The organism is Noviherbaspirillum malthae, from assembly GCF_015352985.1.
Taxonomy (GTDB): domain Bacteria; phylum Pseudomonadota; class Gammaproteobacteria; order Burkholderiales; family Burkholderiaceae_D; genus Noviherbaspirillum; species Noviherbaspirillum malthae.
In genome coordinates this window covers 76159-90867 of the sequence record NZ_JACYXF010000009.1, presented here as the reverse complement: position 1 = coordinate 90867, position 14709 = coordinate 76159, and the positions used below count along the sequence as shown (strand labels likewise).

The 14709-nt window shown below is 61.5% G+C and carries 15 protein-coding genes; 2 read left to right on the top strand and 13 right to left on the bottom strand.

Features of this window, described 5'->3' with window-relative positions; translation table 11 throughout:
- Positions 1-13: 13 nt before the first annotated feature.
- From purN to IGW03_RS14305, 3 genes are all read right to left on the bottom strand, one after another.
- Positions 14-634 carry a phosphoribosylglycinamide formyltransferase gene (purN, locus tag IGW03_RS14315; RefSeq protein ID WP_194723243.1) on the bottom strand — a complete coding sequence of 207 codons (621 nt, stop codon included), beginning with the start codon at positions 632-634 and terminating at the stop codon, positions 14-16.
- Between the two features lie 137 nt (positions 635-771).
- On the bottom strand, positions 772-1230 hold the full coding sequence (locus IGW03_RS14310) for a barstar family protein (RefSeq protein ID WP_438943646.1): 459 nt from the start codon (positions 1228-1230) through the stop codon (positions 772-774).
- A 4-nt stretch (positions 1231-1234) separates the two neighbouring features.
- Positions 1235-1624, bottom strand: coding sequence for a guanyl-specific ribonuclease (locus IGW03_RS14305; protein WP_228535523.1), 390 nt, complete (start codon positions 1622-1624; stop codon positions 1235-1237).
- Positions 1625-1868: 244 nt separating this feature from the next.
- Here IGW03_RS14305 and IGW03_RS14300 point away from each other — a divergent pair, with 244 nt between their 5' ends.
- Positions 1869-2186 carry a hypothetical protein gene (locus tag IGW03_RS14300; RefSeq protein WP_228535521.1) on the top strand — a complete coding sequence of 106 codons (318 nt, stop codon included), beginning with the start codon at positions 1869-1871 and terminating at the stop codon, positions 2184-2186.
- 106 nt (positions 2187-2292) lie between these two features.
- Here IGW03_RS14300 and IGW03_RS14295 read toward each other — a convergent pair whose 3' ends face one another.
- From IGW03_RS14295 to IGW03_RS14250, 10 genes are all read right to left on the bottom strand, one after another.
- Entirely contained in the window at positions 2293-3507 is a 1215-nt protein-coding gene (locus tag IGW03_RS14295; protein WP_194723242.1) for a patatin-like phospholipase family protein, read from the bottom strand.
- A gap of 97 nt (positions 3508-3604) precedes the next feature.
- The gene (gene ggt, locus IGW03_RS14290) at positions 3605-5425 is read right to left on the bottom strand and encodes a gamma-glutamyltransferase (RefSeq protein ID WP_438943645.1); all 1821 of its coding nucleotides are present in this window, start codon (positions 5423-5425) and stop codon (positions 3605-3607) included.
- Between the two features lie 61 nt (positions 5426-5486).
- The gene (locus IGW03_RS14285) at positions 5487-6245 is read right to left on the bottom strand and encodes a 3-hydroxyacyl-CoA dehydrogenase (protein WP_194723241.1); all 759 of its coding nucleotides are present in this window, start codon (positions 6243-6245) and stop codon (positions 5487-5489) included.
- Positions 6246-6392: 147 nt separating this feature from the next.
- Positions 6393-8558, bottom strand: coding sequence for a sodium-translocating pyrophosphatase (locus IGW03_RS14280; RefSeq protein WP_194723240.1), 2166 nt, complete (start codon positions 8556-8558; stop codon positions 6393-6395).
- A gap of 418 nt (positions 8559-8976) precedes the next feature.
- Positions 8977-9633 (bottom strand): adenylate kinase, encoded by a 657-nt coding sequence (gene adk / locus IGW03_RS14275; RefSeq protein WP_194723239.1) that lies wholly within the window; start codon positions 9631-9633, stop codon positions 8977-8979.
- A 136-nt stretch (positions 9634-9769) separates the two neighbouring features.
- Entirely contained in the window at positions 9770-10528 is a 759-nt protein-coding gene (kdsB, locus tag IGW03_RS14270; RefSeq protein ID WP_194723238.1) for a 3-deoxy-manno-octulosonate cytidylyltransferase, read from the bottom strand.
- A 113-nt stretch (positions 10529-10641) separates the two neighbouring features.
- Positions 10642-10830 carry a Trm112 family protein gene (locus IGW03_RS14265; RefSeq protein ID WP_194723237.1) on the bottom strand — a complete coding sequence of 63 codons (189 nt, stop codon included), beginning with the start codon at positions 10828-10830 and terminating at the stop codon, positions 10642-10644.
- Positions 10811-11833 (bottom strand): tetraacyldisaccharide 4'-kinase, encoded by a 1023-nt coding sequence (gene lpxK / locus IGW03_RS14260; protein WP_194723236.1) that lies wholly within the window; start codon positions 11831-11833, stop codon positions 10811-10813. The genes IGW03_RS14265 and lpxK overlap by 20 nt, the downstream gene beginning before the upstream one ends.
- Positions 11830-12264, bottom strand: a complete 435-nt coding sequence (locus IGW03_RS14255) for an ExbD/TolR family protein (protein ID WP_194723235.1) — start codon at positions 12262-12264, stop codon at positions 11830-11832. Before IGW03_RS14255 ends, lpxK begins: the two co-directional genes overlap by 4 nt.
- 9 nt (positions 12265-12273) lie before the next feature.
- A complete protein-coding gene (locus IGW03_RS14250; RefSeq protein WP_194723234.1) occupies positions 12274-12879 on the bottom strand; it encodes a MotA/TolQ/ExbB proton channel family protein in 606 nt (201 codons plus the stop codon).
- Positions 12880-13191: 312 nt separating this feature from the next.
- Here IGW03_RS14250 and xseA point away from each other — a divergent pair, with 312 nt between their 5' ends.
- Positions 13192-14565: an exodeoxyribonuclease VII large subunit gene (gene xseA / locus IGW03_RS14245; RefSeq protein ID WP_194723233.1), complete on the top strand. Its 1374-nt coding sequence runs from the start codon at positions 13192-13194 to the stop codon at positions 14563-14565.
- Positions 14566-14709 lie beyond the last annotated feature (144 nt).

Below are 14709 nucleotides of genomic sequence, written 5' to 3'. Positions count from 1 at the left end.
AAATTCTTTCAGTTCAAGCGAGCTGGGGCTCGTCGGCAATGCTTACCAGACCGTTATCGATGGACAGCCGGCCTTCGACAAACCATCGTACGGATTGCGGATAAATCTTGTGTTCTTCGACAAGGATGCGTTCGGCAAGCGCATCCTCGGTATCGCCCGGGAGGACCGGCACTGCGGCCTGCGCCACGATGGGACCGTGGTCGAGCTCGGCCGTCACGAAATGCACGGTCGCGCCATGCACCTTCACGCCGGCCGCCAAGGCCTGGCGATGGGTTGCGAGGCCAGGGAAGCTCGGCAGCAGCGAAGGATGGATATTGAGCATGCGCCCGGCGTAATGTTCCACGAACTTGGGGGTCAGGATGCGCATGAACCCTGCGAGCACGACCAGGTCGGGCGCGAACCGGTCGATCACTGCCTGCAAGGCCGCGTCGAACGCGTCGCGCGTCGCGAAATCCTTGCTGACCACGACTTCGGCCGGAATGCCGTGCTGCGCCGCGAACTGCAGGCCTTCGGCATCGGCGCGATTGCTGATGACGGCCGCGATCCGGCACGGCCACTGTTCATTCCGTGCGGCACGGACGATCGCCTGCATGTTGCTGCCGCGGCCGGAAATCAGGATGACGATATTTTTCATGGCGCGCATTTTACCGTACCCGCCTTAACCGACCGACATACCGGAAACAAAAAGGCCGGCATCGGGGCCGGCCTTGTTCATAGTTCAACAGGGAAGCTCAGAAGACAAGAAGGATAGCAATCCTCAAGGACCGAACCTTACTGGAAAGAGTAAAAGACCCGGAAAGCGACTTTCTTTTCCGCCCAGAAGTCCGCCGCATCGCGGAATACATCCAGCAGCGTTTCCCTCGCCTCCCTGTCGAATTTGGGCGTGTTCGGCAACTGCTCGATCACGACCAGAAAACCGGGCTGCGGACCAGCCTTGTAGGCAAGATCGGTCAGACAATCGCTCAGGGCATCGAAATTCTTGCCGAAATGCCTGGGAAAGTGGAATGCGGTGGCGATGCAGGACAGAACCTGCTGCTTGGTCGATGCATCCGCACAATACGCGTAGAGGAAATGCTGCCCCAGGCGAGCCGCCTCTTCCTGCAATTCGGTCACTCGGAACGCTCGAATGGACTGCACCACATTGGGAGGAACGGTCTTGAACATGTCCATATCTTCCTCAACGGGGACAATGAGGTTGAGAGACTCGCTGTCCGGAGAGTCGATTCGCATGTGGTTACTGTCTGATGCGTCGGAAGGTCGCATAGTGGTCATCGGTGTAATAGTATTCGCCAGAGGATGTCGGATCCCCGCCGGAAACAATGCGTCGTGCGCCGCGATTGCGGGCTCCCGGCGTCTTTACCGTGTATTCGTGATAATACCCGCGCTTTTGTTTGGGCAAAATCCCCTCGTAGTTGCCAAATACCCGTCCATCCTTGGCATAGGGGAAAGGCCCGCCCTGCTTGATGAGAATCAGGGTGTGCCGCGCCTCCCTGGGCAGTTCCGAGAGTCCGACCTCGCCGAGCGGCGCCGGACCTTTTGCGAACAGGCTGAAGGAAAGGAGCAGCGTGGCAAGGAAAAAGATCCACTTGCTCGCAAAATTCAGCCTCATGGCGCCATGACCCATATCGTGCAATTACCGTTAAAAAATCGACAAATTACTGAATACCGTAGGGTAACTGCTTGCGAAATGCGAATCAACCCTGTCCCGGAAAATTGGACGCGGTGCAACGCGCAAGCTTGCAAAACACGACCCATGGCGTCCCGTTAACACTTTGTTGCAGGTCTTACTTGCATTTGAACAAGATATGCTGGTGCGATGCCTGGCTGTCATTGTTAAATGAGCAGCAATGCACTTTAAGGAGAAAGCCATGACAACAAACCGCATTTCCGCGTTGCGGACCCTTGCCGGAGTCCTGCTCATTGCAGCCGCTCCGCTCTCGATGGCCGGCAATCCCAATGTAAACTGGTCGGTCACCGTCAACTCGGGTTATCCTTCAGTCGGCGTCTACAGCCCGCCGCCAGCAGTCTATTACCAGCCTCAACCGGTTTACGTGCGCCCGCAGCCGGTCTACGTTCAGCCAGCCGCTGTCGTCACCTATGGCGCGCCGTATTATGTTGAAGGACGCCCCGGGAAAAAGATGCACAAGCATCATTGGAAACACCATCATCACGGCTATCGCTACTGATCCCCAATCCTGAAAAGCGGGCCTCCCCCCTTCCCTCACGCCCCTTCAAGGGGGCACTTGCCACGCCGGGTGGCCATGGCACCCATACCACCCTTCTACCCGCCTTTCATGCAACTCCTGCCGCACTCACGGCGGGAGCTGCAACCGGTCCGGCTTCGGCAAAGAATGCCAGGATGTCCTCACGGCGCGCAAAAGCATCGCGCCGCCCAAGTGCAATCAGTTCATTCGTATAGCCTGCTTCGAACAGCAGATAAGACGCCAGCGCCGAGCCGCCGGCTTCGGTAGCGCCGATTCCGCCCAACAGCATCCGGATGGGACGCGGCAGGCTTTTCACATGCCGGCCGGCGATGTCATCCAAGCGCTCCGATGGGGCAATCACGAGCATGTGGATGGGGCGCAATGGCGTGCGTGCCAGCTGCTCGCTGGTCAACATGGACAGAGTCAGATTGATGCGGTTCATGCGCTCGATGTCGACTGCAAGGCTGTCGAGAAAAATGCTGGACAGCGCATGGCCTGCGATCTGCGCAAGGCTCGGATATTGTGCCGTCGGTGCGGTGCCATGCGCCTGATCGTTCAAACGCCCCGCTCCGACGACCAGCACCCTGTCGGCACCGAGATGGATGGCAGGAGAAATGGGGGCCAGCTGGCGCATCGAACCGTCGCCGAAATACTCCCTGCGCCCTTCGCAGTACAGCGGTACGGCCGGAAACAGCAAGGGTATCGCGGAGGATGCCAGCAAGTGCTCCACGCCTATCTGGCTGCGCAGCGCCAGCCGCTGGGACCGGACCCAAGGTGTGATATCGGCGTCGCTCTGGAAAAAGGTGACATGCCTGCCGGCCGAGTACGACGATGCCGTCACTGCAAGGGCGTGGAGCTTGCCGCTCATGAGGGCCGAGTCGAGCCGGGGAAAATCGAGCATCCGGTTCAGCAATGTGACGAGCGGCGTATTGTCCAGCAGCGAGTTGGGCGGATTGGACCGCCACTGGCGCAGCAGCCAGCCGAATGAAAGCAGCGACAGCCATTTGGCGCCGGAGCGGAGGACGCCGATGGAATCGGTGCGGTAGACTTGCTCGGCCGTGAAATGCTCCCAGACGTGAAGGACCTGGTGCAAGCCTTCTCCGAAATTGTCGGCATGACAGGCTAGCGCCGTGGCATTGATGGCGCCAGCCGATGTGCCGCAGATGATGTCGTAGGGATTGCGTTCCGGATTGCACCCTTCGTCGCGCAGGATGGCTGCCACGCCGTCGAGCACGCCGACCTGGTAGGCAGCCCGCGCGCCGCCGCCGGTCAGCACGAGTCCGGTTTTCTTTCTCGCATTCATGCAGAGAGATTAACAGGCGAATCCGGCTTTGGGGAAAAGGCCTGCATCAGGCCGCCGGGAAACAACGGCTTTGCGCACTGCAGACCGCTTACGCGCATCAGTCACCCTTGACGATACCTTCCCGGCGCGGATCGGCGCCGCCGAACCAAACTTCCTCGCCGCCAATACGCATGCGCATGATTCCCTGCAGGCCGGAAGTCTGCTCGATCATCCTTACCTGATGCCCCTTGGCCTTGAGCCGGTCGGCCAAGGCGGTATCGGTGCGGTCCAGTTCCAGTTCGGTCGGGCCGTTGCGGCTTCCGAAATTGGGCAGGCTGATTGCCTGCTGCACGTCGAGCCCCCAATCCAGCGTTCCGATCAGCACCTTCCCCACGTAGTTGATGATGGCGGAACCGCCGGGCGAGCCGGTCGACATGACCAGATTGTTGCTGCCTCGTTCGAACACCAGCGTCGGTGCCATGGAACTGCGCGGCCGCTTGCCGGGCTGTACCCGGTTGGCGATCGGACCGTTTGCATCGGCGGCATCGAAGGAGAAATCGGTCAGCTGGTTGTTGAGCAGGAAGCCGCGCACCATCTGGCGGGAACCGAAGGCATCTTCGATGGACGTCGTCATGGAAACGGCATTGCCGCTGGCATCGACGACGGAAATATGCGATGTCGAAGGGAATTCGGGCGAAGTATCGACGCCCAGCGCCAATGCCGTCGCCGGCGGCACGCCCGATTCGGCAACGCCCATCGATCTGTCGCCGATCAGCGCGGCGCGGCCGGCGAGATAAGTCTTGTCGAGCAGGGCTTTCGTGCTGTTTCCCGGCAGAGGAATGAAATCGGTATCCGCGACATAGCGGCTGCGGTCGGCATAGGCCAGCCGGCCGGCTTCGGAGAACAGGTGGACGGCTTCCGCATTCATCAGGCCATTCTTCGGCCCCAGTGCACGCATGTTCCGGTTTTCCAGAATGCCCAGCAATTGCGCAATCGCGATGCCGCCGGAAGACGGCGGCGGCATGCCGCAGACCGTCCACGCTCTGTAATCGGAACAGACCGGTTCACGTACTTTTGCCTGATACGCACCGATATCGGCTGCGGTGAGCAGGCCCGGATTGCGGGGGTGGCTCTTTACCTTGTTCTCGATGTCCTGGGCGATCTGGCCTTTGTAGAAGGCATCGCCCCCCTTGTCCGCGACTTCGCGCAGCACATTGGCCAGTTCAGGATTTTTCAGCACATGACCGACTGGCCACGGATTGCCGTCGCGGTCGTAAAAGTAGGACGCGGCGGCCGGGTCGGTCTTCAGATGCCGCTCCGTCTGGAGCATTGCGTGCAGGCGCGGGCTGACCGCGAAGCCGTCCTGCGCCAGCCTGATGGCGGGAGCAAACAGCGCGGCCCATGGCAGCCGGCCGTATTCCTTGTGCGCCAGTTCGAGCATGCGCAATACGCCGGGCGCACCGACCGAGCGGCCTCCAACCACGCCATCATGAAAACTCAACGCCTTGCCGTTCGCACCCTGAAACAGCATCTCGGTGGCGGCCATCGGAGCGGTTTCGCGGCCGTCGAAAGCTTTTACGGTCTTGCCGTCGAAATGCATCAGGAAGGCCCCGCCGCCGATGCCTGACGACTGCGGCTCAACCAGGGTCAAGACCATCTGCACCGCGATTGCCGCATCGACGGCGGAACCGCCCGAGCGCAGCATCTGGTAACCGGCGTCGGCAGCCAGCGGATTGGCCGCCGCCACCATGAATTTTCTTGCTGTCCAGCCGGGTTTTTCGGCAAAGCCGGTCGCCCGCTCGGGCGCCTGCATGCCTGGCGGCAGAGGCTGCGATTGAAGCTGCGGCTGCAACTGCGGCTCCACCGGCGCAATGCCGGCGCAGCCGCAGAGCAAGGCTACGGCTGCAGCTGCGAGCAAGGACAGTCTTGTTTTATTCACTGCAAGCTCCCGGCAGGCGGCGCACAGTACAACCTAGCCTGCCGACGGCCCGGGCCGTCCCTTACTTGGGCTGCATGCGGATGGCGCCGTCGAGACGGATGACCTCGCCGTTGAGCATCGTGTTCTCGATGATGGTCTTGGCCAGATGCGCATATTCGTCCGGCTTGCCCAGGCGAGGCGGGAACGGGACCATGCGGCCCAGCGCATCCTGCACTTCCTGCGGCATGCCCAGCAACATCGGGGTCTCGAAGATGCCGGGAGCGATGGTCATGACGCGGATGCCGTTGCGGGAGAGATCACGCGCCATCGGCAGCGTCAGTCCGACCACGCCGGCCTTGGATGCGCCGTAGGCGGCTTGGCCGATCTGGCCGTCATAGGCAGCGACCGATGCCGTATTGATGATCACGCCGCGCTCGCCCTGCTCGTTGCCTTCGGTCTTGGACATTGCATCGGCCGCGAGACGCGCCATGTTGAATGTGCCGATGAGATTGATGTTGACCACGCGCTGAAACACTTCCAGCGGATGCGGGCCGTCCTTGCCGACCGTCTTGACCGCCGGTGCCACGCCCGCGCAGTTGATCAGTCCGCGCAGGGTGCCCAGACCGGTTGCCGCGTCGACCACCGCCTTGCCGTCGGCCTCGGATGTCACGTCGCACTTCAGAAAGAGTCCGTTCAGTTCCGCTGCAAGCTTCTCGCCGGGTTCTACCTGGACATCCGCCAGCACCACCTTGCCGCCATTGGCCACGATCATCCGCGCCGTGGCCGCGCCCAGTCCGGAAGCCCCGCCCGTGATGATGAACACACTGTTCTGAATCTGCATCTTCGTCCCTTTTTCAAATTGGAAATTTCAATGACGCCCAACGATATTTCATGACGTTTACGTAAACGTAAGCCGAAGGCATTGTAGCCAATTTTTCGCCAGAAAAGCAAAAGGCGGCCGCAGCCGCCTTTTGCATGGAAACACCGCTCAGGGTTTCTGTCCCGCAGGGCGTTCAGGCGTCGGCACGGGGGCAGGAGCAGCCACAGGGGAACCTGCGGGCGACGACGCCTTCATGGACACCGGGTCGGGGAAGGAAAATTCCCTGGCCGCCGTCTGCGGCCCGACTGCCGGCAGCAGCGGGACCAGCAACAAGGCCACGATATTGATGATCTTGATCAGCGGATTGACCGCCGGACCCGCGGTGTCCTTGTAGGGGTCGCCAACGGTATCGCCGGTGACCGCCGCCTTGTGCGAGTCGGAACCCTTGCCGCCGTGATGTCCGTCCTCGATGTATTTCTTGGCGTTGTCCCAGGCGCCGCCGCCGGTGGTCATCGAGATCGCGACGAACAGGCCAGTGATGATCGTCCCCATCAACAAGCCGCCGAGCGCGGCCGGGCCGAGCAGCAGGCCGACCAGGATCGGCACCACCACCGGCAGCAGGGACGGCAGGATCATTTCCTTGATCGCCGAGGCGGTCAGCATGTCGACTGCCTTGTCGTATTCGGGCTTACCGCTGCCGTCCATGATGCCCTTGATGTCGCGGAACTGGCGCCGCACTTCGACCACCACCGCGCCGGCGGCGCGCCCTACCGCCTCCATCGCCATGGCGCCGAACAGATAAGGGATGAGGCCGCCGATGAAGAGGCCGACGATCACCATCGGATTGGACAGGTCGAAGGACGTGCTCTTGCCGACGGAATCGAGCGCATGGGTGTAGTCGGCGAACAGGACCAGCGCCGCCAGTCCGGCCGAGCCGATCGCATAGCCCTTGGTGACCGCCTTGGTGGTATTGCCGACCGCATCGAGCGGATCGGTGATCGCGCGCACCGATTCCGGCATGTCGGCCATTTCCGCGATACCGCCGGCGTTGTCCGTGATCGGACCGTAGGCATCCAGGGCGACGATGATGCCGGCCATCGACAGCATGGAAGTCGCCGCCACCGCAACGCCGTACAGGCCAGCCAGCCAGTAGGTGATGAGGATGGCCGCGCACACCGCAAGCACCGGATAGGCGGTGGCCTTCATCGACACGCCCAGGCCGGCGATGATGTTGGTGCCATGTCCGGTGGTGGAGGCTTCGGCGATATGACGCACCGGCTTGTAATCGGTGCCGGTGTAGTACTCGGTGATGTACACCATCAGCGCGGTGAGGACGATACCGACCACCGCGGCGCCCATCATCGGCATGCGCATCGGCTCGGGCATCAGCCACCATGTCACCAGGGCGAAGCCGATCAGCGACAGGCCTGCCGCCCACCACAGGCCGGTGTAGAGCGCCGACATGATTTTCTTGCCGGGCTTGGCCTTGACCATCATGCAGCCCACGATGGATGCAGGAATGGATACCGCCGCAAGCAGCATCGGATACAGCACCGCCTGGCTCTCCGCACCCTTGATCATCAGCGCGCCCAGCAGCATGGTGGCGATCAGCGTTACCACATAGGTTTCGAACAGGTCGGCAGCCATGCCGGCGCAGTCGCCGACATTGTCGCCGACGTTGTCGGCAATGACGGCGGGATTGCGCGGGTCATCTTCAGGAATGCCGGCTTCGACCTTGCCAACCAGGTCTGCCCCGACATCGGCGCCCTTGGTGAAGATGCCGCCGCCCAGGCGCGCGAAGATGGAAATCAGCGACGCGCCGAATGCAAGGCCGATCAATGGCTTGATCACGTCATGCGCATTGGCCGCCTCGCCCCCGGCGCTCGTCAGGAACCAATAGAAGAGCGCAACGCCGAGCAAGCCAAGTCCGGCGACCAGCATGCCGGTGATGGCCCCGCCGCGGAAGGCGACATCGAGCGCTTCATTCATTCCAGTGGAAGCAGCCTGGGCGGTTCGCACATTGGCGCGCACGGAAACGTTCATGCCGATGAAACCGCAGGCGCCGGACAATAAGGCGCCGACCAGGAAACCAAGGGCTGTCTTCAGGCCCAGTCCGGGAAGGATGGCAATCAGGATGAAGAGGATGACGCCGACAACGGCGATGGTGCGGTACTGCCGGCCAAGGTAAGCTGCGGCACCCTGTTGCACGGCAAGCGAGATTTCCTGCATTCGGGCATTGCCGGCATTCTGCTTGAGTATCCAGCTACGCGACACCAGACCGTAGACGACGGCGAGCACGCCGCATGCTACGGCAAACCATAAACCTGTTGCCATAACGACTCCTCCATGTTGTTGTCGACAAAGTTAAAACAACGACGATGTTCCGGAGGACGTAACGATACGCATGCTGCCGCATCGGTAATTGGGGATACCTGCTGCCTGTGTCCTTCGGCCACTAGGGCGTGTCACCAATTCCTGAACGGATCGATGACACGCCCAACGCACTGCAAAACTTTTTACACAACTGGTTGAAGCTCATTGCATCGGCAAACTGGATACGTTTGCCGCTCAGATTTTGTTCCGGTGTCGCTGGATATTTTTCCTTTGCGTCGAAGTCCGCATATTGACCATTGTCTGACTATCGTCTGCTTCCTGGCGCGGACATCGACATGCACTTCCTCAATTTGGTCCTGCGGCTTGAATTAGGTTCAGCCCCTAAAAGCAAAAAAGCGGACACGCGGTCCGCTTTTTCTTATTCAGCCAAGGCTGCGAAAGCCTTGTCCCGGATGGTTTCTACCGGTCCGACGCCTTCTATCTTCCGATACTTCGGCGCACCCGGTTGGCCGGAAGACGCCCACTTGTTGTAGTAGTCAACTAGCACTTCAGTCTGTTCATGGTACACAGCAAGACGCTTGCGCACCGTCTCTTCCTTGTCGTCATCGCGCTGGATCAGTTCTTCGCCGGTGACGTCGTCCTTGCCTTCCACCTTGGGCGGGTTGAACGTCACGTGATAGGTACGGCCGGAAGACTGATGCACGCGGCGGCCGCTCATGCGGTCGATGATCGCCGAATCCGGCACATCGATCTCCAGCACGTAGTCGATGGCAACGCCGGCTTCCTTCATCGCATCCGCCTGCGGAATGGTGCGGGGGAAGCCGTCGAACAGGTAGCCGTTGGCGCAATCCGGCTGCTTCAGGCGATCCTTGACCAGACCGATGATGATGTCGTCGGAGACCAGGCCGCCCGCATCCATGACCTTCTTGGCTTCGATTCCCAGCGGTGTGCCTGCCTTCACGGCAGCACGCAGCATGTCGCCGGTCGAGATTTGCGGGATGTTGAATTTTTCCTTGATGAAATTCGCTTGCGTGCCCTTACCGGCACCAGGCGCTCCTAGAAGGATGAGGCGCATGACATTTTCCTAGACTGGTTTTAAATTTTTTGCAATACGGGGCAGTTTTCCCGAATGGGCATGTTTGTATCACGCCAACTTTTCATGAAACTTACCACAGAATCTTGCCTGACCGGCAGCTCCATTGGGAATTCTTCTATTTTTCTTGACCAAAGTGAGTTCTGACCCGGACCAGGTCTTCCGGCGTATCCACGCCCGCCGCAGGAGCCCTGCCGGTCACATGGACCGCGATCGGGAAGCCATGCCAGAGCACCCGCAGCTGTTCGAGCGCTTCGATCTGTTCGAGCGGCGAAACTTCAAGGCGCGGATAGGCTTGAAGAAAGCTATTGCGATAGGCATAGAGGCCGATATGCCGCAGCGGCTGGTAACCGTTCGGCAGCAGATCCGTCGATTTTGCAAAGCCGTCGCGGTGCCAGGGTATCGTCGCGCGGGAAAAATAGAGCGCCCGGCCGGCGCGGTCGAGCACGACCTTCACGATATTCGGGTTGAAGGCATCGGCCGCCGAATGAATCGCATGCGCGGCAGTCGCCATCGGCGTGTCGGCTCCGATCAGCGCGGCGGTCGCCGCCACCAGGCCGGGGTCGATCAGCGGCTCGTCACCCTGCACGTTGACGATGACCGCCTCTTCCGGCAAGGCCAGAGCGGCGGCAACTTCGGCGATGCGGTCCGTCCCGGAAGGATGGTCGGCGCGGGTCATGTGAACGTCGATGCCGTGCTCCCGGCAGGCTGCCACGATGTCGGGGTGGTCGGTTGCAACGGCCACCTGCTCTGCGCCGGACAGGGCGGCCCGCTCGGCAACGCGCACGACCATGGGCTTGCCGCCAAGATCGGCAAGCGGCTTGTTCGGCAGGCGCGTCGATGCCAGGCGCGCGGGAATGATGACGGTAAACGGCATGGTGCGATTCCAGTGACGGGAAGAATCTGCGGCGGCTGCGGATTGTGCAATACGAATTCCGGATTGCGGATTGGCTGCCGTCGGCGATGCGAGGAGACGGAAGGCGGTTGCGCCTAGGCAGCGGAGGACGGTGCCGGTGCGTTGAGGTCGCGCGCTTCGTCGGCCCACATGATGGGGATGCCGTCACGGATCGGATAAGCAAGCTTGTCCGGTCTGCAAATCAGTTCCTGCGCGGTCTTGTCGTATTCGAGAGGCCCCTTGCACAGCGGGCAAACCAGGATATCAAGCAGTCGGGCGTCCACGACATTTCTCCACAATTCGTTCGGCCAGCACGCGGTCAATGCGTGCCGTCACGGGTACGACCCACAGGCGCGGGTCATTTTTCAACATATCGATTCGCGCACATTTTACTGCATCCTTCTCCGTGATCAGGATGATATCGGCCTCGATGCCAGCGAAAGGATTGTCGGCGAAGTCGTAATGGTCCGGCAAGGCAAGCGTGCTGGCCTGCACGCCGGCTTTCTCAAGCATGGAAAAAAATCTTGCCGGGTTGCCAATGCCCGCCGCGGCCCAGATCCGGGATGCGGGCATTGCGCACAATGAGGATAGCGGTATGGTCTGCATGCGGTCAGACAAGCGCTCCGCGAGGTCGCCGGCGAGCAGCATGTGATATGCGGGCTGAATTGCCGTCGCGGGAAGCGCCGGCGCATTGACGACCGTGAAGTCGCGCCGCCGGGAAGCCGGTTCGCGCAGCGGCCCCGCCGGAAGCATCCAGCCGTTGCCTTCGCCGCGTTCGTCGCACAGCACGATTTCGACATCCCGCTGAAGCGCGTAATGCTGCAGGCCGTCGTCGGAAACGATGACATCGATCTCGGGATTGCCTGCCAGCAGCGCCTTCGCCGCTTCCACCCGGTTGCGCCCGACCATGAGCGGACATTGTGTTCTCGCGGCAATCAGCACCGGTTCGTCGCCGACTTCGGCCGGCATCGAACCGGGCGTCACGGCCGTCGGGCGCTCCAGGCTGCTGCCGTAGCCGCGAGAAATGACGCCGGGAGTAAAGCCGGCGCGCCTGAGTTCCTGCACCAGCCAGATGGTCAGCGGCGTCTTGCCGGTGCCGCCGATGAAAATGTTGCCGACGATGATCACCGGCACCGGCAGACGACTGCTTTTCAGAATGCCGGTGCGGAACAGCAGGCGGCGCAGTCCGGCCAGCAAGCGAAACAGCAGCGCCACCGGCAGCAGCGCGCAGGCAAGCGGCCCACGGCGCTGCCATGCCTTCAGCAATACCGCTTCGGCATGCCTCATTTCTTGCCGCTGGACTGCGCGGCGAACGTGACCTTGGCGAAACCGGCCAGGCGCGCGGCTTCCAGCACATTGATCACGAGCTGGTGCGCGGCGGTGGCGTCGGCGTTGATGATGATGACCGGATCCTGCTTGGCCTGGCTTCCCGTGCCGGCCGCTGCCTTGAGTTCTTCGGCTAGGCCACCGGCATCACGCACCGAAATCTGCCGGTTGTCGATGGCATAACGGCCCTGCGCATCGATGCCGACGTTGATTTCCTGCGGCTGTTCCAGCGCCTTTTCGGCGTCCGCCGTCGGCAGCGTGATCTGCAGCGCGGTGAATTTGCTGTAGGTGGTGGTGACCATCAGGAAGATGAGGATCACTAGGAGAACGTCGATGAAGGGAATCAGGTTGATGTCCGGATCTTCCCTGCCCTTGCCCTTGCGAAAATTCATGGTGCCGCCTTATTTCCGGTTGCTGTGCACGCTGTCGACGAATTTCACCGCCTGCTGTTCCATGTCGACGATGAAGCTGTCGACCAGGGCGCGGAAATGGCGGTAGAACACCAGCGTGGGCATGGCGATCGCAAGGCCGAAGCCGGTGTTGTACAGGGCTACGGAAATCCCGTGCGCAAGCTGTGCGGGATTGGTGCCGGCCGCGTTCTGCGAACCGAAAATCTCGATCATGCCGACCACCGTGCCGAACAGGCCCATCAGCGGCGCCAGCGTCGCGATGGTGCCTAGCGTGGTCAGGAAGCGCTCGAGATCATGGGCCGTGCCGCGACCTGCCTCCTCGATCGATTCCTTCATAACTTCGCGCGGCGCGTTGACATTGCGCAGGCCGGCCGCCAGCACGCGGCCGAGCGGGGAATTCTGTTCCAGATTGGTGACGACGTCGGACCCGACCTTGCCGTTCTGGTAAACACGGATGACTTCGTTGAGCAGGTTGGGCGGGAGGATGCGATTGCGTCGCAGGTACAATAAGCGCTCGATGATCAGGGCCAGTCCGATGACGGACGCGATCAGCAGCGGCCAGATGGGCCAGCCGGCAGCTTGGATAATGGCGAGCAAAACAGGCTCCTTGGTTCATTTCAGACGGATGCAGAATGTATCGTGTTGGGGCGCTGCAATCAAGCGCGTTGATACCCCGAAAACGACAGGAAAAAGCCTGCAGATCCTGTGGATAACTTTGTGGGCAAATCTGTGGGAATCCGGGAAAGCACTTGATTCATAAGACTTTTCTTTTGCTCCAGAGTAACGCTGAAATGTAGTACTCACTTTTTAAATCAATGACTTATATCAAGCCAAAGTTGATTGTAACCAACTGTGACAGTGAGCGGACACTATCACCTATCTGTGGACAAATTGCCTGTAAATAGCGTCATGTCAATCGAAAATCCAAATGAAACCGTATTGATGTCGTCCGCCGGCCAGCCCTCGGTCATGACGGTCTCGGCCCTGAACCAGTCCGTCGCCCGCATGCTGGAGAGAAATTTTCCGCTGGCCTGGGTATCCGGGGAGATTTCCAATTTCACCCGGGCCGCATCGGGCCACTGGTATTTCACGCTCAAGGACGATGGCGCCCAGGTACGGGCGGTGATGTTTCGCGGGCGGGCGCAGTACGCCGGCTTCACGCCGCGCGAAGGCGACAAGGTCGAGGTCCGCGCGCTGGTGACGCTGTACGCGCCGCGCGGCGATTACCAGCTGAATGTGGAAGCAATCCGCCGCGCCGGCGTGGGAAATCTGTATGAGGCGTTCCTGCGCCTGAAGGAACAGCTGACCGCCGAGGGGCTGTTCGACCCGGCACGCAAGCGCCCACTGGCCCTGTTCGCCCGCACCGTCGGCATCGTCACCAGCCCGCAGGCGGCGGCGCTGCGCGATATCCTCACCACCCTGTGCCGCCGGGCGCCACACGTGCGGGTGATCCTCTATCCGACGCCGGTGCAGGGCGAAGGCGCGGGAGCAAAAATTGCACAGGCGATCGCCACAGCGTCCGCCCGCGCCGAGGTCGATACCCTCCTGGTCTGCCGCGGCGGAGGCAGCATCGAGGACCTGTGGTGCTTCAACGACGAAGCGGTGGCGCGGGCAATCGCTGCCTGCTCGATGCCCGTCGTCTCCGGCGTCGGCCACGAAACCGACTTCACCATCGCCGATTTCGCCGCCGATCTGCGCGCGCCGACGCCGACCGCAGCGGCCGAGATGGCGGCTGCCCCGCGCGCCGACTGGCTGGCATTGCTGGAATCCCATGCCGACGACCTGACGCGCGCATTGCGCAGGCAGTTGTCCGATGCCAACCAGACGCTCGACTGGCTGGCGCGGCGGCTGGTCAGCCCCGCATCCTACATCGCCCATGAGCGGCTCAAGCTCCAGTCCCTGCAATCCCGGCTTGCACATGCGACACGCACGCCCCTGAACCAGGCCAGGTTTGCGGTGAACCAGCTGCATCTGCGCCTTCAGGCCAAGCTGCCGCAAACCGCCCCGGCCCGGGCCAGACTGGCCGACGATGCGCGCCGCCTGACAACCAGGATGGCGACGGCCGCCGCGCAGCGCCGCCAGGCACTTGCCGCGCTATCGGCCCAGCTGGAATTGCTCAATCCGCAACGCACGCTGGAACGCGGCTATGCGATGGTCACCGACGGCAAGGGCAAGCTGATCCGGTCGCCGAAAGACCTGCGCCCGCGCGATCTGGTCACCGTCAGGCTGGCCGACGGTGCGGCGGAAGTCGGCATCGCCAGCGTACAGCCGACGCTGGACTGATCCGTCCGAACCGGGCGTTTATATCGACGGCGGCATAGTCGATATAAGCGTCTCTCGGGACATGCCGGTTCCCCGCATTTCTTGGCGCTAAATCAATGCGGGGTTCCATGCAGGCTTGACGCATCCGACATACAATTGAGCTCT